Raw genomic sequence first — 20,103 nt, forward strand, 5'->3', positions numbered from 1 at the left:
TCTTAAATAGAAGACACCCCTTCCGCACGTTACGAAAGGGGATGTCTTATTTGAAGCATTTAGCTTGCTTTTCCAATCAGACCGGATTCCTCGAGAAATTCTTGGGCGACGCGTTCGACCATCATGCCTTCGTTATCGACTTTAGCATTCATTTTCTGCATCGCTTCTTCGTCGATCATCCCTTCGAGCTGTCTGAGGACATCTTCAATTTCAGGGTAATCCTTCAACGTTTCCTTCCGTACGAGGGGAAGTGCATGATAAGGCGGGAAGTATGACTTATCATCTTCCAGGACGCGCAAATCATAATCTTGTAACTGTCCATCCGTCGTGTACGAGTTGATGACATCGACTTCCTTAGCGCCGATGGAGCGGTACATGATGCCGTGGTCCATTCCTTTGACATCCTTGAATTTCAGCCCGTACTCTTCCTGAAAACCGGGCAAGCCATCCGGCCGGTCGATGAATTCAAAGACCGCCCCCAATGTGAAATCCTCCGAATAGGCGGCGAAGTCACTGAATGTATGGACATCGAGCTCTTCGGCTTTGGCTTCATCGAGCGCGAGGGTGTACGTATTGTTGAAGCCGAATGTGTTGAAGGCGATGATGCCGTCCCCGTCCACGAGGCGCTTCGTCGTTTCAAGCGTCTCCTCCGCAGTACCGGGATCCGCGTGGTAATAGTTGACGACGATTGTCCCCGTATAATCCGGGATGACGTCGATATGCCCATTGATCATTGCATTCCAGACGACGTTCGAGCCGCCCAGATTCTCCTTGTAGATCACTTTGATATCTGTCTTGTCTTCAATTATTTGCCCCATCACATGGGACAAGATGATGCTTTCCGTATTGTTTCGCGAACCGAGCGTCAGGGAGTCTTTTTCAATGAGGATGCAACCCGACAGGATACTTGTAATGAGTACCACCAGGATGCCCATCCGTATAATCCTCTTCATCATCTCAACCCTTTCGGCGTCGTCCAGCGTTCCACTCCACCGAAGAACGTCTCCAGTAGGATCGCTAATAGTGCGGCTGGGATTGCACCGAGGAGGATCAAGCCGTCTATCCCGCGTGTGATGCCAAGGAAGATGAAGTCTCCCAGTCCGCCAGCCCCAATGAACGCGGCGAGTGTTGCCGTACCGACGTTGATGACAGCGGCTGTCCGGATTCCGGCCATGATGACGGGAATTGCGAGTGGCAGTTCTACTTTAAACAGGATTTGCCGACTCGTCATACCCATGCCCTTTGCCGCTTCGGTCGTCGCTCGGTCAACGTCTTTGATTCCCGCATACGTATTGCGGATAATTGGCAATAGTGAATAAAGGAATAGTGCGGCAATGGCGGTTTTTACGCCGATTCCGAAGATGGGAATCATGAAACCTAATAGCGCCAGGCTTGGAATCGTTTGCATAATACCCGCCCCACCAAGGACAAAAGTCGTCAGTTTCGGAACGCGGGTGATTAGGATGCCGAGGGATACGCCAAGCACAATGGCAATCAGCATGGAGAAGAACACGAGCTGGATATGGACGGAAGTAGCTTCAAGCACTTCTTTCCATCGCATCTGTGATTGTTCTAGGAGTTGGTCCCATATGGAAAGGTTATTCATTGTGCTACCTCCGCTTCCGTCCACTGGCTCGACATGGCGGATAAGAGGGAACCGCGCGTTACAAGGCCAACCAATTTAGATGCTTCATCCACTACCGGAATCATGCCGAATGTCGTTTCTTCCATCAGTACGATGGCATCTTTGGCCGTTGCGGTGGATGGCAGGGCGGGTTGTGCTGGTAACATGATTTCATCGATTTTCTTTATGCTGTCCAATTTCTTGATAAGATCGTATGCAGAGACGATTCCTAGCAAGTGATGGCCCTCATCCACCACGATCAGGTTGGTGATTTTGCGTTGTCGGATTAAAGAAAGTGCTTTTTCAGGAGAACGATGAGGAAGAGATGTGATGACCGATTCCGACATGATATCCGTGACTGGCATCAATTCCGGATTTTGGATGATCCGGTGTTTTCCGATGAATTCCTCAACAAAACCGTGGGCCGGTTCATGAAGTAATTTCTCTGGAGTGTCCAACTGAAGTAATGTACCGTCTTTCATAATAGCGATGCGATCGCCCATTTTTAAGGCTTCATCCATGTCATGTGTGACAAACACGATGGTTTTATTTAATTTTTTGTGAAGGGAAATCAGTTCGCCTTGTAATTGATCCCGTGTCAATGGATCCAGCGCGCTGAACGGTTCATCCATTAGTATGATGTCAGGATCTGCTGCCAGTGCCCGCGCAATACCGACCCGTTGCTGCTGCCCCCCCGATAATTCTTTCGGATAGCGGGTTGCGTAGAGATCTGGATCGAGACCGACCAATTCCAGCAGTTCGCGCACCCGAGGTTTGATCTTTTGAATGTCCCAACCATTCAATTGGGGCACGGTCGCAATATTCTTTTCAATAGTGTAGTGGGGGAATAACCCGATCTGTTGGATGACATATCCGATACTTCGGCGCAGCTCGGCTGCATTATAAGAATTGGTATCCTTTCCGTTGATGGAAATCATACCGCTGCTGTGAGGTTCCATCCGGTTGATCATTTTCATCGTCGTGGACTTCCCGGAACCGCTGGGCCCGATCAGGACTAGAAATTCACCTTCCGGTATGTCGAAGCTTACGGATTTTACAGCTTGGAATCCGTCTTCGAACGTTTTACTAACATTTTCAAATTTAAGCATGTGTACCTCCTATAGTTTTTTACAAAGTTTTTTTCTTCGAATGTTAAATGAAAAAATAACTGGAAGAAAATAAAAAATAAGACATGGGGGCAACCGAAGTACCAGTTGCAAAATGTCTTACTCCAAGAGTATACCATAAACAATTCAGAATTTCAGGGAAGTCTGTAAAGGCTGACTATTTTGGGGTGGTAAAAATGCACTCCCATTGTCCGAAGGTATCTATTTCCAGTACAATCGATTAGGAAAGGATGTGCGCGGGAGATGACTATGAATATTTTTATTGTGGAGGATGACACGGCGATTTTTCAATCCTTAAAGGAGCGTTTGGAACAATGGGCTTTCCGAGTGTCGGGGCCGGTTAATTTCCAGGATGTCATGGGGGCTTTCGTTGAAAATGAACCGCATCTCGTCATTTTGGATATCCAGCTTCCGGCGTATGACGGTTTCCATTGGTGTCGGGAAATACGGGCCGTATCGAAAGTGCCGATCATTTTCCTCTCTTCCCGGGATCATCCGATGGACATGGTCATGGCGATGAATATGGGGGCGGATGATTATATCCAGAAACCATTCCACACTGATGTCATGCTTGCGAAAATTCAAGCGGTTCTTCGAAGGACGTATGCGTACGGGGAAGAGGCGACGGATTTATTGGAATGGAACGGCGCGGTCATTGATTTGAAAAAAGGTATAATCCGGATAGAAGGCAAGGAAATTGAATTAACGAAAAATGAATTTTTCATTTTGAGCATATTGGTGGAATCCAAAGATGAAATCATCTCGCGGGATGAACTGATTCGCAAGCTGTGGGATGATGAGCGATTTGTGAATGACAATACATTGACGGTGAACATTACGCGATTGCGCCAGAAGCTTGCGGATATCGGGTTGGGGGATGCCATCGTGACGAAAAAAGGGATGGGTTATATGGCGGTCACCTTATGAAAAGGATGGAAATGTTCGGTGGATACCTCAATGATCGGAAAAGTTGGATTCTCTTTTTCGTTGGTTCGCTTGCATTTACTGATATTTTAATTTGGATTGACAAAGGGCTGGCGGTGAAGCTGGGTTCCATTTTATATTTGAATATCCTGCTAATCAGCGCCTTTATCGTGTTCTTTCTATGGCGGTATATAAAAGAAACAAAATTCACGAGAGAACTAGGGGCTCTGCTGGAGGGACCTCTCGCAGATTGGCAAACGGCTTTGCCGGATCCACAATTCGTTCATGAAGACAAGATCAATGAATTGCTGCAGGATGTAGCGGAGGAGACCAATCGGAAACTAGCTGAGATTCAGGCGGCGACCATTATGGAAAGTGATTATACCGCCGCTTGGGTGCATGAAGTGAAAGCGCCGTTGACGGCGATGAAAATGGCGATTGATGCCCATCGCCAAGACCCGGCCATCCGAAAAATCGAAGCGGAGTGGCTGCGTGTGCATCTGCTCATCGATCGTCAGCTATATATAGCCCGCATGCCGACATTGAGTGCGGATTATCTGTTGGAGAAAGTCGAAATCCGGGAGCTGCTCAATCCCGAAGTTCGGGAACTGCGGTCCTGGTGCATTGAGAAAAATATTGCGGTCGATTTTGACGGGGAGGACACTGTCGTAGTCACCGATAGAAAGTGGTGCCGGTTCATCATCCGGCAAGTGTTGACGAATGCGGTGAAATACAGTCCTGTCGGCGGCACGATTTTCCTGTCAGCGAAAACAGCATCAGACGGATATGTCAGATTGACCGTGCAAGATGAAGGCCCCGGCATTCCTGCTCGTGATCTTCCACGCATTTTCGACAAAGGATTTACAGGCGGCGCGGGAAGACTTCATAATGCGGCGACTGGACTCGGTTTGTATCTGGCTCGGCAGGTGGCGGAAAAAATCAACATTTCAATGACCGCGCAATTCGAACTGAATAGAGGAACCGCTGTGCATCTGACATTCCCGAACGAAAACGACTTCGATGCTACACGAACGTGACAACAATGTCACATTGCATACCCTATTTGTCATTCGAATCAAACGACCGGAATAGATCGGCACGGTAATATGAAGACATAGCAAACAGGGAGGCAAAAAATTATGGAGTCAACCAATACTGTGTTACATGCACAAAATGTCCGTAAGTCGTTCGGGACGCGGGGGAATGTGCAACCCGTTTTAAAAGGGATCGATCTGCGCGTGATGGAAGGCGAATTTGTTGGTATTATGGGACCTTCCGGGGCTGGGAAGACCACCTTATTGAACGTCCTTGCGACGATTGACCGCACAACGGAAGGATCGATACTTATCGGAGATTCTGATATTTCGAAGATGAAAGATCGGGAACTCTCCGCATTCCGCCGCGATAAATTAGGTTTCATTTTCCAAGACTATAATTTGCTCGATACACTGACAGTGAAAGAAAATATCCTATTGCCGGTGTCGCTCGGCAAAATGAAAAAGCGGGTGGCGGAAGATGAATTCAAATCGATTGCTGAGATTTTAGGCATTACCGAGTTAGCGAATAAATACCCGCATGAAATATCAGGCGGCCAGAAGCAACGGACATCTGCGGCACGCGCGCTTATTAATAAGCCGTCCATGGTCTTTGCGGATGAACCGACGGGCGCACTTGATTCGAAATCGGCATCGTCGCTTTTAGGTACACTGGAAGATGTCAATAAAAAACGCGGCGTCACAATCATGATGGTAACGCATGACCCCGTTGCATCCAGCTATTGCAGCCGGGTCGTCTTTTTGAAAGACGGGATGATCTATTCCGAATTATACCGGGGCGATCAGACGAGACAGGCCTTCTTCCAGGAAATCTTGAAGGTGCAAGGCGTGCTCGGGGGTGACAGCATTGACGCTCTTTGATCTCGTCATCCGCAGCATGCGGAAAAATATCAAGCATTACTATTTGTACTTTTTTGCGCTGATTTTCAGCGTATCGCTATATTTCGTGTTTGCGACACTGCAGCATGATCCGGCGGTCGTTGCGCAATCCGGCGGCAAAATGGGCACAAGTTTCAAAGTGGCCGGCATTTTATTGCTAGTCATCGCTGGAATTTTCGTCGTCTATGCGAATGCTATCTTTTTAAAAAGAAGAAGCCGGGAAATCGGGCTGTACCAATTGATCGGTCTTACCAAAGGTTCTGTCGTACGTCTTTTGATCATCGAAAATACGCTCCTGAGTGCAGGGGCTTTGGCCATCGGGATTGGTGCCGGTATTTTGGTGTCACGTCTATTTTTATTGTTGTTGATGAAGTTGGTCGGATTCGACGGTTTTATTGAATTGACGTTTTCGGTCACCGCGGTCATCCAGACGGCCGTCGTCTTCCTGGCGATCACCGTTCTGACGTCCGTTCAAATGCTTTCTGCGGTATACCGAAATTCGCTGCTTGGATTATTCAATGCAGAGAAGAAGGGAGAGCATCCGAAAGAGCCGAAGACAATTCGCTCCGCCGCATTGGCCTTGATCGGGGTTGGACTCGTCATTTTCGGTTACTGGCTGTCGGGACGCATGTTGAATGAAATGCTGTTCTTCAACATGTTGGCCGTCCTCGCGACAACAATTCTGGGGACGTACCTTATATTCCGCATTGCGATCGGTTGGTTGTTCCATCAGATCCGGGCGCATAAACAGGGGCATCTCGGGTTGTATGACAGTCTGTCGGTTGCGTCACTCATGCATCGGATGAGAGGAAACGCAAACTCATTAACGATCATTACGGTGCTGTCCGCGATGACGCTGGCCATGCTCGCGGGTGCGTACTCCCTCTTTTATTCAACGGAAAAAGAGACGCGGTATACTATGCCGTTCGATTTCATGTTCGAGGGAGGATCCTCCTCGTGGTCTGACGCGGAAGATGTCTCAGTGGAAGATTTTGAAGCTGGCTTGAAAGCACAAGGGATCGAGTATACGACTGCGAAAATTGAGTTGCTAAGTGTCGCAGGCCGTTTTGAAAAAGGGGTATTCCCTGATTTTTGGGGTCCGATGGAAAAGATTTATGCCAACTTTGTCAATGCGAAGCAGCTGCAGCAAGCGGGCCTCCCAGTAGAAACGCCGGAAGAAGGGATGATCTTTTTCCATAGTGCCGAGACAAGACCGATTGCAAAAGATATCCGTTTCCCGTTCGAAGTGTATGTAACAAGTGTTGAAGGTGATCGTACATTTACTGTTGAGAAGTATGGAGAAGGGAACGTGGTGAACAACAGTTTTGGATACCAATTCGTAGTAAATGAAACGGATTTTGATACGTACAAAAGAACAATGCCTACAGAGAGTGAAGTGCGCGAGGTTCAAGTTTTCAACATTGTGGATAAAGAGCAACTCGTGGAAGCATCAGCAATTCGCAACCAAAAGAGACAAGAAGGCACATGGTCCCGCGGCGTCGATTACTACACAATGTATAAAAATGCGATTGAGTCGAATGGTTTGCTCATTTTCATCGCTGGGTTTTTGGGACTCGTGTTCTTGATATCGACAGGCAGCATCTTGTACTTCAAACAAATGACGGAGGCGGAGCAAGAGAGGAAAAGCTACGCAACGTTGCGCCAATTAGGATTTACCGTCCAGGAAATCATGCACGGAATCATCCGCAAGCAGGCATTTGTTTTCGGGTTGCCGCTGCTGATCGGCTTGCTGCACTCGGTGTTTGCCATCAAGGCGGCATCCTTCCTGTTCATGTCGGATATCACCTTTCCGGCTGCCATCGCAATGGGATTGTATATGCTCATCTATATGATTTTCGCATTGCTGACGGTCGGGTATTACCGCAAGACGGTGAAGGGTGCATTGTGATTAATTTGGAAGGGGCTGTCCAGAAAGTGGATTTTCCGGTTAAACACGCAAAAAGCAAGGGCTCTGGTCGCTTTCCGCGGGCCAGCCGACGAGCCTCCCCCGGCTTACAGCCGTGCGGGGTCTCGTCGGCCGGCTTTCCCGCAGGAGTCTCCCGGCGCCCTTGCTTTTTGCTAGTATCCAACTCTGTGCCTGGACTTTTCGGACAGCCCCTTCTTGTCTGCTGCTCATTCGTTCCTCTTACGGTTCAGCTCAGCCGCCACGAACTTCAAATCCTCTGCCAACAATGGATACAAATTCGGCCGGCGTCTGGCGGCCAGCGGATGATAGGCGACGGCGGTCCGATAGCCCCGGACATCATGCCAGCTGCCTCGTAATTGTTTGACCTCCGCTTCGGGGTTTTGGAAAAATGACTGTACAGCAACATTCCCTAGACAAAGGACGAGTTCGGGTTGCTGCTCTTCCAACTGCCTTACCAAATGGCGGATGCAAATATGCCGCACCGTTTCTTTGTCATAGGCGCGAATCGGCTTTCGTTTCAGCACATACGTGACATAAAGGGAACCCTTCGATAAGCCTGCCTCAAAAGCGGCCTGCTGCAATGTTTGTCGCGTCCCGCAGACCATCGGCGTCCCTTCGCGATCTTCCCGCGCGCCTGGATTATCGAGGACGATCATTATAGGAGCTTTGGGATTTCCTTCTCCCCAAACCATGCGGGTTCCTTGTTCATAGAGCCCGCATTCCTTACAATTTTTTTCGGAAGGAGGAGTCTTATCTTCGGGCCAAATTTCCGGGCAAAACGAATTCAACATTCTCACGCTCCTTGTGTTGAAAACCGACTTTTTACATTATCGGACAAAATTCGAACCGTACTCCTGCAAAATGCGGTCCACTTCTTCCACATGCTCCGGCTTCAGAAGTGCTTTCAAACGAGGCATGAAACTCGTTAAGTAGGCTTGGTCGAAAGTGCGGTCCGCTTGCTTTTGAAAACTTTCCTCGAGCAAGTGCTCCGCTTCTCCGACTTTATCTCCTTGCACTCTTTCCAAAATAAAGGATTGAAATTTTTGCTGTCCTACATTCATATGATCTCCTCCTAAATTGCTCATTCCGTAAAATTATTTCACACACTATAAAAAATAGACAGGTTTTCGATTGTCAGTTGTTTCATGGCATTCCCCGCTTCAGTTCATTTTGACTTTCTTTGGCAAAAAAAAGGGTGTGATTTTTTAAAAAAGGGACACTATAGAAGTTGTAAGCGGATTTATAAATGCGCTTAACAATAAAAAAATGGAGAGTGTTCAAATGAGGGACAACAACCAAGATCGTCAACGTCAAGAACGTCAAAACCGTAATAACAACAATAATCAAGACCGGAATCAAGACCGGAATCGGGAACTGGACAACTTGGAATTTGGTCAGGATTTCCTAGGTGAAATCCCACAGCGTAACAACAATAATAACAACCGCAACAATGAGCGGAATCGCAACAACAACCGCTAAGTGGAAATCAGCTCTGCATCGTCGAATGACGATGCAGAGTTTTTACTTTTTTGGTAAAAATATCCTAATAGAAATAGGGCTTTCCCTAATGGGAAGATTTGTGAATATTCTCTAGAATAGAGGGTATAGGGAAGGAAGAGTTTGTTTATTCATTCTCATGGTTAATCCGGGATAATGAAAAAAAAGGAGCGTGTCGTATCATATGAAAACGAAATTCGGTTTAAATTATTTTAAACCCATTGAACGATACTCCGGCAACTGGTCCGTTCTTGAGGAAAAAAGCCGGGATTGGGAAAACATGTATCGGCAGCGTTGGTCTCACGACAAGGTGGTCCGTACGACACATGGGGTGAACTGTACCGGATCCTGCAGTTGGAAGGTTTTTGTGAAGAACGGGATCATTACATGGGAGAACCAGCAGATTGACTATCCTTCATGCGGTCCCGACATGCCGGAATTCGAACCGCGCGGCTGTCCACGTGGTGCTTCGTTTTCTTGGTATGAGTATAGCCCGTTGCGTGTGAAATACCCGTACATACGAGGGAAGCTCTGGCGTATGTGGACCGAAGCGGTCACGGAACATAAAGATCCGGTGAAAGCTTGGGCAAGCATCGTAGAGGATCCCGAAAAGACAGCTGAATACAAGAAAGCGCGTGGGAAAGGGGGGCATATCCGTGTCGATTGGCGGGATGCGACCGTCCTGATTTCCGCGCAGCTCATATACACGATCCAGAAGTATGGACCGGACCGGATTGCAGGCTTCACGCCGATCCCGGCCATGTCCATGGTCAGTTACGCTTCCGGAGCCCGGTTCCTTTCATTGCTTGGCGGAGAAATGCTCAGTTTTTACGATTGGTACGCAGACCTGCCGCCGGCTTCCCCGCAGATTTGGGGAGAGCAGACGGATGTTCCGGAATCGAGCGACTGGTTCAATGCGGGCTATTTGATCATGTGGGGATCGAACGTTCCGCTGACTCGGACACCGGATGCCCACTTCATGACAGAAGTGCGCTATAAAGGGACGAAAGTCGTTTCTGTCGCACCGGATTACGCGGAAAGTGTCGTCCATGCCGACGACTGGATCGGTGCTGAACCCGGCACGGATGCGGCCGTCGCCCAAGCGATGACACATGTCATTTTGGATGAATTTTATGAGAAACGGCAAGAGCCGATGTTCCTGAATTATGCAAAGCAGTATACGGATATGCCATTCCTTCTCATGTTGGACGACTTTGAGAAAGGGGCATTCAAGGCGGGACGGTTCTTGCGCGCGAGCGACCTCGGCAGCCAAGCGGAAAACGGAGAATGGAAACCTGTCATCCTCGATGAGGCGGCGAATGAAATCATCGTTCCGAATGGCACGATGGGACAACGATGGGAAAACGAAGTGAAATGGAATCTGATTCTGGAGAACGAGGATGGATCCCGCGTCGAACCTGCCTTATCGCTTGTCGACCATGGGGCGGAATGGAAGGAAATCGTCTTCCCATATTTCGATAATACGTCCAATGGCACGTTCAGAAGACCGATACCCGCCAAGAAGGTCGCCATGAAAGACGGGACGGAAAAATGGGTGACGACCGTTTATGATCTGATGCTAAGCCAATACGGCATCCGACGGATCGGCAGTGACTTGGAAGCGAAGGGCTATGACGACCCGGACTCTTTCTACACGCCGGCTTGGCAACAGAAAATAACGGGTGTCAAACCGGAATTGGTCACGCAGATTGCATATGAGTTCGCACAAAACTCAATCGATACGGGTGGACGCTCGATGATCATCATGGGAGCCGGCATCAATCACTGGTTCAACAGTGACACGATTTACCGGTCGATCCTCAACCTTGTCGTGCTCACCGCATCCCAAGGGGTGAACGGCGGAGGATGGGCTCATTACGTCGGGCAGGAGAAATGTCGTCCGATCGAAGGCTGGAGTTCAATCGCCTTCGCACGGGATTGGCAAGCACCGCCGCGGCTGCAGAATGCTACGTCTTTCTTCTATTTCGCGACGGAACAATGGAAATACGAAGAAGCAGGAATCCAACCGCTTCTGTCACCGACGGGCGGCAAAGCGAAGTATGATCATCCGGCTGATTATAATGTCCTGGCTGCAAGACTCGGCTGGCTCCCTTCCTATCCGCAGTTCAATAAAAACAGCCTGTTGTTTGCGGAGGAAGCGGCGAAATCCGGTGCTGCGACGACGGAGGAGATTGTCCGGCATACGGTTGAAAGGCTGAAATCAGGAGAAGTTAAATTTGCCTGCGAAGATCCGGGCGCACCTGAAAACTTCCCGCGCACGATGTTCGTCTGGCGCTCGAATCTCGTCTCGAGTTCCGCTAAAGGACAGGAATATTTCATGAAGCATCTTTTCGGGGCATCGGACGGGCTGCTCGCTACGCCGAATGATGATATGAAACCGGATGAAATGGTATGGCGCGAAGATGTGGAAGGGAAGCTCGACCTTCTTGTTGCCCTTGATTTCCGTATGACGGCTACGCCGATGTATGCCGATATCGTATTACCGGCCGCCACCTGGTATGAAAAGGTGGATCTGTCCTCCACGGATATGCACCCATTTGTCAATCCGTTCAATCCAGCGGTCGATCCGCTCTGGGAGTCGCGATCCGACTGGGACATCTATCGGACGATCGCCCAAACGTTTTCCGAAATGGCGAAAGAGCATTTGCCCGGGGTCTACAAGGATTTGGTCACAACACCGCTTGCCCATGATTCCGTGCAGGAAATCGCACAGCCATACGGGGAAGTGAAAGATTGGAAGAAGGGCGAAGTCGAAGCAATCCCGGGAAAGACGATGCCGGGAATGACGATTGTCGAAAGGGACTACACAAAAGTGTATGACAAATATATTACCCTAGGACCGTTGCTGTCGACAGGAAAAGTCGGGGCGCATGGCGTCAGCTTCCCAGTCGCCGAAGAATATGAAATGCTGAAGAGCATCAATGGCGTTTATTTTGATGAATCGATCAAAAACGGTCTTCCGAAGTTAAATACCGCGAAGCAAGCGGCAGAGGCGATCTTGACGCTTTCATCCGCCACGAACGGCCGGGTTTCCCAACGAGCGTTCGAAGCGGCTGAAGAGATGACGGGGGTCGAATTGAAGGACATTTCGGCCGACCGGGCAGCGGAGCGGTTCACATTCGCCGCCATCACGGCACAGCCGAGGGAAGTCATTCCGACGCCGGTCTTCAGTGGATCGAACAAACTTGGCCGACGCTACTCGCCGTTCACAACGAATATTGAGCGTCTCGTGCCATTCCGGACATTGACAGGCAGGCAGCATTTTTATATCGATCATGAATTGTTCTTGGATTTCGGAGAAGCGCTGCCGGTCTATAAACCGACTTTGCCGCCGATGGTATTCGGACCGCGTGACAAGCAAATTGTAGGCGGGCAGGATTCCTTGGTACTCCGTTATTTGACGCCGCACGGAAAGTGGAATATCCATTCGACGTATCAGGACAATCAGCATATGCTCACATTGTTCCGGGGAGGGCCGACTGTTTGGATATCGGATCTGGATGCGAAGGAGCATGGCATCGACGACAACCAATGGCTGGAAGTGTATAACCGGAACGGCGTCGTGACGGCTCGGGCAGTCGTCAGCCACCGGATGCCGAAAGGGACGATGTTCATGTACCACGCCCAGGATAAACATATCCAAGTACCTGGATCAGAGATTACGGAGCAGCGCGGGGGCAGCCATAATGCGCCTACCCGCATCCACATGAAACCGACACAAATGGTCGGCGGATACGCACAACTGAGCTACGGATTCAATTATTATGGACCGATCGGGAACCAACGTGATGAGTACGTGGCGGTCCGTAAGATGAAGGAGGTCAACTGGCTTGAAAATTAAAGCGCAAGTTGCAATGGTTATGAATCTGGACAAATGTATCGGATGCCATACTTGTAGTGTGACGTGCAAAACGACATGGACGAACCGTGAAGGCGCGGAGTATATGTGGTTCAACAACGTGGAGACGAAGCCGGGGATCGGCTATCCGAAACGATGGGAAGACCAGGAAGTGTACAAAGGCGGCTGGCAGATCAACAAGAAGGGGAAATTGGAGTTGAAGTCGGGCTCCAAACTATCCAAAATCGCCCTCGGGAAAATCTTCTATAATCCGGATATGCCGGAGATGAAGGATTTTTATGAACCGTGGACGTACGATTATGAAAAATTGACGATGGCCGGCGACAGTGAACATACGCCCGTCGCCCGTGCCAAGTCGATCGTGTCCGGAGAATATATGGATCCGGAATGGGGTCCGAACTGGGAAGATCAGCTGGCCGGAGCGCATATTACGGGACCAACCGATCCGAATATCGAAAAAATTGAAGAGGAAATCAAATTCAATTTCGAACAAGCCTTCATGATGTATTTGCCGAGGCTATGTGAACATTGCTTGAATCCAAGCTGCGTCGCTTCCTGCCCGGCGGGTGCCATCTATAAGCGCGACGAAGACGGCATCGTCCTTGTCGACCAAGAAGCTTGCCGGGGCTGGCGTTATTGCACGACCGGCTGCCCTTATAAAAAAGTATATTTTAATTGGAAGACGAATAAAGCCGAAAAATGTACGTTTTGCTTTCCGCGCATCGAATCCGGATTGCCGACAGTCTGCTCCGAAACATGCACCGGCCGGATCCGTTACCTCGGCGTATTGCTCTATGACGCGGATCGAGTATTGGAAGCGGCGTCCACTCCGGAACCGACCGACTTGTACGAAGCGCAATGTGATCTCTTCCTGGATCCTTATGATCCGGAAGTGATCGAACAGGCGAGAAGGGACGGTATTACGGAAGAATGGATCGAGGCAGCCCAGAACTCGCCGGTCTACAAGCTGGCCATCGAGTATCGCCTGGCATTCCCGCTCCATCCGGAATACCGGACACTCCCGATGGTCTGGTACATTCCGCCGCTTAGCCCGATCATGAACTATTTTGAAGGGAAAGACTCCATCAACAATCCGGATGCGATCTTCCCGGCTATCGAAGAAATGCGGATTCCAATCCAATACCTTGCAAATATGCTGACGGCAGGAGATGCGGCGACAGTGAAAGGCGGATTACAGCGGATGGCGATGATGCGCTCCTATATGCGGGCCATTTCCTCGGGCAAAGAGTTTGATGAATCGAGATTGGAGCGGGTCGGACTGACTGCCCATCAGACGAAACAGATGTATCGTTTATTGGCGATCGGCAAGTACGAAGAGCGTTTCGTCATCCCGACTTCCCATAAGGAAGGGCATATGAATGCATACCGCTCCCAAGGTTCCGCCGGATTTGACGGGATGGGCGATTACAGCATGGGAACCCAGAATCATAGCCAATTCAGCTACTCCATTATGGGGTCGGATGGCAACTGTGACGGCTGCGGTCCCGTCAACCCGGCGAAGACAGGGAAGGAAATCTATGAAGAGAACTTCTACGGGGGGATTTGGCGTGATTGATCTCAACCGATTGTACGAAGTGAAACAAGCGGCCGGATTCTTCGCCAACCAGTTGACGTATCCCGAGAAAACCACCTTTCATCCAAAGGTTCTGGAGGGGTCCTTTGACCCTTCCGACCCGGCCTATGAGGATATTGTGACCTATTGGCGCCTTATGCATGAATATAGCATGGATGAAATACAGGAGATGTATACCTCCACATTCGATTTCCAGAAAGAGACCACATTATTCATGACGTACATCAAGTACGGGGATTCGAAAGAGCGGGGGCAGATGCTGGCCAAACTGAAGGTGCTTTATGAAATGTTCGGTTTGGATATGCCGGATGGCGAATTATCCGACTTTCTCCCCCTTATGTGCGAATTCATCTATGCGGCGGAATGGAGGGGCGACCCAAGAGCTCCACAAAGCTTCTCTTTGCTGCTTGCTGTCATTGAGGACGGTTCCTTCCATCTGATGAAGGCACTCGAGAAATTTGAGAGTCCGTACTTTTATCTGATCAAAGGAATGAGAGAAACGTTTAAAACCTGTATTCGACAGGAGGCGTCTGCAAATGAGTGAACAATTTCTGTGGGTCATTTTCCCTTATGTCTGTATGGCAGTATTCATCGTCGGCCATATTTTCCGTTACCGAAATGACCAATTCGGATGGACGGCCAAATCGAGTGAGTTTATCGAGAAAAAGCAATTGATGGTCGGGAGCCTTCTGTTTCATCTTGGAATCATTCCGGTCATCCTCGGTCATGTTGCCGGCTTGGGCATCCCGAAGACGTGGACCCGGGCACTCGGCATCAGCGATCATATGTACCATATGGGGGCTGTCTGGGGCGGTGGATTTTTCGGAGTGGTGACATTGGTCGGGATGATCATTTTGACGTCGAGGCGACTCACGAATAAAAGTGTACGGCAATTGTCGTCCGCTTCCGACATGATCGTCAACACGCTGCTTCTTTTCATCGTTTTCATCGGGGTGTACAGCTCTCTTGTGACCAATAATTTGAATCCGGGCTTTGATTATCGGGATTCGATATCGGTCTGGTTCCGATCTTTGCTCATCTTCCGCCCGGAGGTGGCGTATATGTCTGTCGTGCCGCTCGCTTTCAAATTGCATATCTTGACAGGCTTTTTAATATTCGCCATGTGGCCTTTTACAAGGCTCGTCCACGTATGGAGTGTTCCTTTGAATTATGTAGGTAGAAGCTATATCCTTTATAGAAAGAACAGTCCAAATTAAGTCGGGATAGAGGCGCCTGCCTCGCCCGGATGGGAGAAATTGAGATGAATGGACAGCAGGATTTTGATTACCAGCAGGAAATAGAATCGCTGCGTGATAGGTTCAAATTTGATTTCATCGGGTTGGCGCTCATCCAAGCGGCCGACCAACGTTTTGAGCATAAATGGACGCATGTGTCGGGAAATCTGAGTGACCGTTATAAGCGGATTGTTCTGCAATCGGGAAAAGGGGTTGCCGGGAATGTCATCAAGACCGGGAAACCGACTCTCGTGGAAGATGTGGCGCAAGGTTTTTCGGCGGACGAACTGTTCAATTATCCGATTGTCGTAGCGGAGAAACTGAGTAGTTACGGCGCAATTCCGCTTTATAAAAATAACCGTGTGCAAGGAGCCCTGTTAGTGGCCTATCGGGAAAATCGTCGGCTGACTCCGCAGCAGTTCAAGGAATTCAAGGATGCGATCGGCCCACGTTTCGGCCCTTATTACAATATGGAGATGGTGAAGCTTTGATGCGCATGGAAGATTTTCAATTGACGGATTTGCTGTTGAAAATGTACGACAATGCATCGGAAGCCATCTTCTTTTTTAATCGGGAAGGGCAGGTCATTGCGTTGAATGAAACGGCCCGGTCAATCGTGGAGCCGGAAGTTGTCCATCAGATGATCATGGGCAACCGGAACGCCATTTGCCTGACGTGCAAAGGGTATACGAGCAGTCAGGAGCTCCGCACTTGCGAAGGTTGTTATCTATCGAATCCGGAAGAGAATATTAGCTCTTTCCAAGTGTATTTGGAGACTCGGGGAAAAGGCGTTGTGCCCTATACTGCGAGTTTCCAGACGGTTGATGAAGAGAACGGACTCCGGGTACTGATGCTCCGGGACTTGACGAAGCAGTTCAAGACGCAGGAGTCGTTGAATCAGAAAATCATGGTGAAACGGATCATTGAAGCGCAGGAGGATGAACGGAAGCGGATCTCCCGGGAGCTTCATGACAGCGTCGCCCAAGAGATGCTCAGCACGCTGGTGGATATCCGCTTGTTGAAGTATATGAACATCGAAGGGGAAGCGCTGGCCAAGGTCAAGGAAACGGAAATCGAATTAATGCGGTTACTGGATGATATCCGGCATCTCTCTGTGGAGCTTCGACCTGCCACGCTGGATGATCTCGGTCTGGAGGCGGCCTTCCGCACCCACTTCAAATGGCTGGAGAAGAACTACGGCCTTGTCGTGCATTTCACGGCCGAATTGGACTCGAAACGGTACGAAGGGGAAATCGAAACGGTCGTCTACCGGATATGCCAAGAAGCGATCTTCAATGCGTTGAAATATGCGGAAACCGATAACGTGGCCGTCCGTTTATTTGAAAAAGAAGGGATTTTGATCCTCCATGTCATCGATGAAGGGGTCGGCTTTCATGTGGATCATCCGGACGTCAAAGGGACCGGGCTCGGGCTGTATGGAATGAAAGAAAGGGCCGAGCTCGTCAATGGACAATTGACGATTCTCTCCGAATCGGGGAAAGGGACGGTCGTCCAATTGGAAGTCCCGTTAGCCAAAGGGGGAACTACGAATGAAAATCATCATAGCGGATGATCACGCCGTCGTTCGCAGCGGCTTCATGCACATCTTGAACTTCCAGGAAGATATGGAGGTGGTCGCGACAGCGGCGGATGGACTGGAAGCTTATGATCAAGTCGCCTTGCATCGGCCGGATGTCTTATTGATGGATCTGAGCATGCCGCCTGGGCAGAGCGGACTGATCGCCACGGGGAGGATCAAGGAAGAGTTTCCGGATACGAAAATCCTCATTTTGACGATGTACGATGATGAAGAATACTTATTCCATGTCCTGAAGAACGGTGCTTCCGGTTATGTGCTAAAAAATTCGCCCGATGAGGAACTGTTGGCGGCCATTCGTACGGTGCATGCGGGTGGAATCTATATCCAACCGACGATGGAGAGCCCGCTCGTCCGGGAATTTCTTGAAAAGGACATGGATGGCGTCGAAACCGATCCGTATCGGATTTTGTCGAAGCGGGAGATTGAAATTCTGCCCCTAGTCGCGAGAGGGTATGGAAATAAGGAGATTGCGGAAAAGTTATTCATCTCCGTCAAAACGGTAGAAGCACATAAGGCGAAAATCATGGAGAAATTGCAGTTGAAAGGAAGGCCGGAACTCGTCGAGTATGCCTTGAAAAAGAAGTTGCTGAACTTCTGAAGGAGGTTTTCCAATGGTGTCAAATCAAAAATTCAAGTTCGACCTGCCTGCCTTGCGCGTTCTGGAGAATGAACATCGATACCTCTTGTATCTCATGGACGGCTGGCATTCGATTGTCCTCGGATTCGAACGGGATATCTATACGGAGGAAGAGGCAAGGGAAGCGCTCGGAACATTGCGAAAACAGATTGTGGAATTCATCGAGCCGTTCAAAAACCATACTGATAAGGAAGAGGAATTCCTGTTTCCGATGTTGGCCCGCTATGTGGGAGACGAGCAAGGTCCGGTAGCGGCCACGGAAGAAGAACACGGGGAGATCGATGCGTATATCGGCCATTTTCTCCATCATACGCTTGGTGACTTGACGCAATTATCCCTCGCGGAGATGAAAGAAGTGGTCCGGGATGCGGGAGAGGCTTTCGAAGTGATCACCATTCATTTTATCAAAGAGGAATCCATCCTTTATCCCATGGTGAATAGAGTGTTGCGCAAGGAGGAGCAGGAACAGCTCTTCAAGGAATTATATACCCCTCTCGTATGATTCATGTTTCTTCCAGTTCAGGAAGGGGAAATCAAAGAAGCAATGAATCGAATGCTTCATTCAAAATTTCAGGATGGGAATGATTTGAATGATCAGGAAAATGCAATTGCCTCTACAAACAGCAAACTTAGTCGTCGGCTTCATGGTATGGGTGCTCATATCTTCCTTGCTGCCATTCATCACGGAAGACATTACGATTCCGCCTGAACGGCTGGCCATCGTAACAGCGATTCCGGTTGTCCTCGGATCGATCTTACGGATTCCGCTCGGTTATTACGCGAACATCTTCGGAGCGCGGATCATCTTTCTCGTCAGCTTTATTTTGCTGCTTTTTCCGGTGTACTACATAAGTGAAACGTCTTCGGTTGCCGGTCTGATTATAGGAGGAACCTTCCTCGGAATCGGGGGAGCGGTCTTCTCCGTCGGGGTCACCTCCTTGCCGAAGTATTACCCGAAAGAGAAGCATGGGCTCGTCAATGGGATCTACGGGATGGGGAATGTCGGGACGGCGGTTTCCACATTCGCAGCTCCTGTTTTGGCCACAAAGTTCGGCTGGTCGACGACGGTTAAATTCTATCTGATCTTGCTGCTCGTCTTCGCTGTATTGAATTTTCTATTCGGGGACCGGAAAGAAGCGAAAGTGAAAACGTCGCTCGTCGAGCAGATCAAAGGTGTCTATAAAAATGAGAAGCTTTGGTTTTTCTCGTTGTTCTATTTCATCACTTTCGGCTCCTTCGTCGCTTTCACGGTCTTCTTGCCGAATTTCCTCGTGACGTATTTCGGTTTGGAGAAGGTGGATGCCGGAATGCGGACGGCAGGTTTCATTGCCGTCGCCACGTTCATCCGTCCGGTCGGCGGCTGGCTTGCGGATAAATTCCAACCATTGTTTTTGCTCATGGGCGTGTTTGCAGGATTTACATTTGCGGCCGTGATCCTCGCTTTTTCGCCGTCCATCGGGCTTTACACGGTCGGGAGCATGATCATCGCCATCTGTGCGGGTCTCGGAAACGGGGTCATCTTCAAATTGGTGCCGATGTATTTCAACAAACAGGCGGGGACGGCGAACGGGATCGTTTCGATGATGGGGGGGCTTGGCGGCTTCTTCCCTCCGCTTCTTCTTGCGACTATCCATTCCATGACCGGATCCTATTCAATCGGCTTCATGGCATTTTCGCAAGTCGCCTTGGCTAGTCTTATCATGGTCATCTGGCTGTATTACATGGATCGTTTATCGTTGCAAAACGAAGTGTTCAATTCGACAGCGCAAGGGATTCTAGTGACGGATACAACAGGACAGATCAAAGCGGTCAATCCTGCCTTCACCCGTTTGACGGGGTTCACGGAAGAAGAGGCGCTCGGCAAGAATCCGAATATGCTCAGCTCGGGCAGGCAATCCCCGGATTTTTACAAAGATATGTGGGAGATGCTTGGAGAAGAGGGCAGATGGCAAGGCCAATTATGGAATAAACGGAAAGACGGAAAAGAGTATTTGGAATTGCTCACCATCGCTGCCGTGAAAGATGGCTCCGGGGATACGGTCCGATACGTCGGGACGTTCAACGACATTACACCACGCCAGGAAGAGGGCAATCGATCGGAATGATCGGTCGCCCTCGCTGCTT

Annotated in this window: 19 protein-coding genes; 14 read left to right on the top strand and 5 right to left on the bottom strand. The window is 49.6% G+C overall.

Features of this window, described 5'->3' with window-relative positions:
* Positions 1 to 59: 59 nt before the first annotated feature.
* Genes OXB_RS06585 through OXB_RS06595 form a run of 3 tightly spaced genes read right to left on the bottom strand, consistent with a single transcriptional unit; the run spans position 60 to position 2,733 of the window.
* Positions 60 to 953, bottom strand: coding sequence for a glycine betaine ABC transporter substrate-binding protein (locus OXB_RS06585; RefSeq protein ID WP_231860367.1), 894 nt, complete (start codon positions 951 to 953; stop codon positions 60 to 62).
* Positions 953 to 1,606 carry an ABC transporter permease gene (locus OXB_RS06590; protein ID WP_041072877.1) on the bottom strand — a complete coding sequence of 218 codons (654 nt, stop codon included), beginning with the start codon at positions 1,604 to 1,606 and terminating at the stop codon, positions 953 to 955. The genes OXB_RS06585 and OXB_RS06590 overlap by 1 nt, the downstream gene beginning before the upstream one ends.
* Positions 1,603 to 2,733: a betaine/proline/choline family ABC transporter ATP-binding protein gene (locus OXB_RS06595; protein WP_041072878.1), complete on the bottom strand. Its 1,131-nt coding sequence runs from the start codon at positions 2,731 to 2,733 to the stop codon at positions 1,603 to 1,605. Before OXB_RS06595 ends, OXB_RS06590 begins: the two co-directional genes overlap by 4 nt.
* A gap of 267 nt (positions 2,734 to 3,000) precedes the next feature.
* On the opposite strand from OXB_RS06595, the gene OXB_RS06600 reads away from it, so the two are divergent.
* The 4 genes from OXB_RS06600 to OXB_RS06615 all read left to right on the top strand — a co-directional run bounded on the left by OXB_RS06600 (position 3,001) and on the right by OXB_RS06615 (position 7,518).
* Complete coding sequence (locus OXB_RS06600) at positions 3,001 to 3,678, top strand: response regulator transcription factor (RefSeq protein WP_041076375.1); 678 nt, start codon at positions 3,001 to 3,003, stop codon at positions 3,676 to 3,678.
* Positions 3,675 to 4,712: a sensor histidine kinase gene (locus tag OXB_RS06605; protein ID WP_231860368.1), complete on the top strand. Its 1,038-nt coding sequence runs from the start codon at positions 3,675 to 3,677 to the stop codon at positions 4,710 to 4,712. The genes OXB_RS06600 and OXB_RS06605 overlap by 4 nt, the downstream gene beginning before the upstream one ends.
* A 102-nt stretch (positions 4,713 to 4,814) precedes the next feature.
* On the top strand, positions 4,815 to 5,591 hold the full coding sequence (locus OXB_RS06610; protein ID WP_041072879.1) for an ABC transporter ATP-binding protein: 777 nt from the start codon (positions 4,815 to 4,817) through the stop codon (positions 5,589 to 5,591).
* Positions 5,569 to 7,518, top strand: a complete 1,950-nt coding sequence (locus OXB_RS06615; protein ID WP_231860369.1) for an ABC transporter permease — start codon at positions 5,569 to 5,571, stop codon at positions 7,516 to 7,518. Before OXB_RS06610 ends, OXB_RS06615 begins: the two co-directional genes overlap by 23 nt.
* 224 nt (positions 7,519 to 7,742) lie before the next feature.
* Here OXB_RS06615 and OXB_RS06625 read toward each other — a convergent pair whose 3' ends face one another.
* Positions 7,743 to 8,324 carry a uracil-DNA glycosylase gene (locus OXB_RS06625; RefSeq protein ID WP_144399745.1) on the bottom strand — a complete coding sequence of 194 codons (582 nt, stop codon included), beginning with the start codon at positions 8,322 to 8,324 and terminating at the stop codon, positions 7,743 to 7,745.
* Between the two features lie 39 nt (positions 8,325 to 8,363).
* Positions 8,364 to 8,597 carry a hypothetical protein gene (locus OXB_RS06630; RefSeq protein WP_041072883.1) on the bottom strand — a complete coding sequence of 78 codons (234 nt, stop codon included), beginning with the start codon at positions 8,595 to 8,597 and terminating at the stop codon, positions 8,364 to 8,366.
* 220 nt (positions 8,598 to 8,817) lie between these two features.
* Between OXB_RS06630 and OXB_RS06635 the strand changes: the two genes are divergently transcribed.
* The 10 genes from OXB_RS06635 (at position 8,818) to OXB_RS06680 (ending at position 20,084) form a co-directional block, all read left to right on the top strand.
* Complete coding sequence (locus tag OXB_RS06635; RefSeq protein WP_041072884.1) at positions 8,818 to 9,015, top strand: hypothetical protein; 198 nt, start codon at positions 8,818 to 8,820, stop codon at positions 9,013 to 9,015.
* 202 nt (positions 9,016 to 9,217) lie between these two features.
* On the top strand, positions 9,218 to 12,895 hold the full coding sequence (locus OXB_RS06640) for a nitrate reductase subunit alpha (protein ID WP_041072886.1): 3,678 nt from the start codon (positions 9,218 to 9,220) through the stop codon (positions 12,893 to 12,895).
* The gene (gene narH, locus OXB_RS06645) at positions 12,885 to 14,489 is read left to right on the top strand and encodes a nitrate reductase subunit beta (protein ID WP_041072888.1); all 1,605 of its coding nucleotides are present in this window, start codon (positions 12,885 to 12,887) and stop codon (positions 14,487 to 14,489) included. Before OXB_RS06640 ends, narH begins: the two co-directional genes overlap by 11 nt.
* Complete coding sequence (gene narJ, locus OXB_RS06650) at positions 14,482 to 15,051, top strand: nitrate reductase molybdenum cofactor assembly chaperone (RefSeq protein ID WP_041072890.1); 570 nt, start codon at positions 14,482 to 14,484, stop codon at positions 15,049 to 15,051. The genes narH and narJ overlap by 8 nt, the downstream gene beginning before the upstream one ends.
* Positions 15,044 to 15,724, top strand: a complete 681-nt coding sequence (gene narI / locus OXB_RS06655; RefSeq protein WP_041072893.1) for a respiratory nitrate reductase subunit gamma — start codon at positions 15,044 to 15,046, stop codon at positions 15,722 to 15,724. Before narJ ends, narI begins: the two co-directional genes overlap by 8 nt.
* A gap of 44 nt (positions 15,725 to 15,768) precedes the next feature.
* Entirely contained in the window at positions 15,769 to 16,233 is a 465-nt protein-coding gene (locus OXB_RS06660; protein ID WP_041076380.1) for a GAF domain-containing protein, read from the top strand.
* Positions 16,233 to 17,315, top strand: coding sequence for a sensor histidine kinase (locus OXB_RS06665; RefSeq protein ID WP_041072895.1), 1,083 nt, complete (start codon positions 16,233 to 16,235; stop codon positions 17,313 to 17,315). Before OXB_RS06660 ends, OXB_RS06665 begins: the two co-directional genes overlap by 1 nt.
* Positions 17,293 to 17,940 (top strand): response regulator, encoded by a 648-nt coding sequence (locus OXB_RS06670; RefSeq protein WP_041072897.1) that lies wholly within the window; start codon positions 17,293 to 17,295, stop codon positions 17,938 to 17,940. The genes OXB_RS06665 and OXB_RS06670 overlap by 23 nt, the downstream gene beginning before the upstream one ends.
* A gap of 13 nt (positions 17,941 to 17,953) precedes the next feature.
* Positions 17,954 to 18,481: a hemerythrin domain-containing protein gene (locus OXB_RS06675; protein WP_041072900.1), complete on the top strand. Its 528-nt coding sequence runs from the start codon at positions 17,954 to 17,956 to the stop codon at positions 18,479 to 18,481.
* 88 nt (positions 18,482 to 18,569) lie between these two features.
* The gene (locus OXB_RS06680; RefSeq protein WP_041072902.1) at positions 18,570 to 20,084 is read left to right on the top strand and encodes a nitrate/nitrite transporter; all 1,515 of its coding nucleotides are present in this window, start codon (positions 18,570 to 18,572) and stop codon (positions 20,082 to 20,084) included.
* Positions 20,085 to 20,103 lie beyond the last annotated feature (19 nt).

Origin of the sequence: Bacillus sp. OxB-1, from assembly GCF_000829195.1 — a bacterium.
GTDB lineage: Bacteria > Bacillota > Bacilli > Bacillales_A > Planococcaceae > Sporosarcina.

What these genes read in the sequence shown, in the direction of transcription:
- OXB_RS06585 (WP_231860367.1), bottom strand. Translation starts at nt 953, where the DNA reads ATGAAGAGGATTATACGGATGGGCATCCTGGTGGTACTCATTACAAGT.
- OXB_RS06590 (WP_041072877.1), bottom strand. Translation starts at nt 1,606, where the DNA reads ATGAATAACCTTTCCATATGGGACCAACTCCTAGAACAATCACAGATG.
- OXB_RS06595 (WP_041072878.1), bottom strand. Translation starts at nt 2,733, where the DNA reads ATGCTTAAATTTGAAAATGTTAGTAAAACGTTCGAAGACGGATTCCAA.
- OXB_RS06600 (WP_041076375.1), top strand. Translation starts at nt 3,001, where the DNA reads ATGAATATTTTTATTGTGGAGGATGACACGGCGATTTTTCAATCCTTA.
- OXB_RS06605 (WP_231860368.1), top strand. Translation starts at nt 3,675, where the DNA reads ATGAAAAGGATGGAAATGTTCGGTGGATACCTCAATGATCGGAAAAGT.
- OXB_RS06610 (WP_041072879.1), top strand. Translation starts at nt 4,815, where the DNA reads ATGGAGTCAACCAATACTGTGTTACATGCACAAAATGTCCGTAAGTCG.
- OXB_RS06630 (WP_041072883.1), bottom strand. Translation starts at nt 8,597, where the DNA reads ATGAATGTAGGACAGCAAAAATTTCAATCCTTTATTTTGGAAAGAGTG.
- OXB_RS06635 (WP_041072884.1), top strand. Translation starts at nt 8,818, where the DNA reads ATGAGGGACAACAACCAAGATCGTCAACGTCAAGAACGTCAAAACCGT.
- OXB_RS06640 (WP_041072886.1), top strand. Translation starts at nt 9,218, where the DNA reads ATGAAAACGAAATTCGGTTTAAATTATTTTAAACCCATTGAACGATAC.
- narI (WP_041072893.1), top strand. Translation starts at nt 15,044, where the DNA reads ATGAGTGAACAATTTCTGTGGGTCATTTTCCCTTATGTCTGTATGGCA.
- OXB_RS06660 (WP_041076380.1), top strand. Translation starts at nt 15,769, where the DNA reads ATGAATGGACAGCAGGATTTTGATTACCAGCAGGAAATAGAATCGCTG.
- OXB_RS06665 (WP_041072895.1), top strand. Translation starts at nt 16,233, where the DNA reads ATGCGCATGGAAGATTTTCAATTGACGGATTTGCTGTTGAAAATGTAC.
- OXB_RS06670 (WP_041072897.1), top strand. Translation starts at nt 17,293, where the DNA reads ATGAAAATCATCATAGCGGATGATCACGCCGTCGTTCGCAGCGGCTTC.
- OXB_RS06675 (WP_041072900.1), top strand. Translation starts at nt 17,954, where the DNA reads ATGGTGTCAAATCAAAAATTCAAGTTCGACCTGCCTGCCTTGCGCGTT.
- OXB_RS06680 (WP_041072902.1), top strand. Translation starts at nt 18,570, where the DNA reads ATGATCAGGAAAATGCAATTGCCTCTACAAACAGCAAACTTAGTCGTC.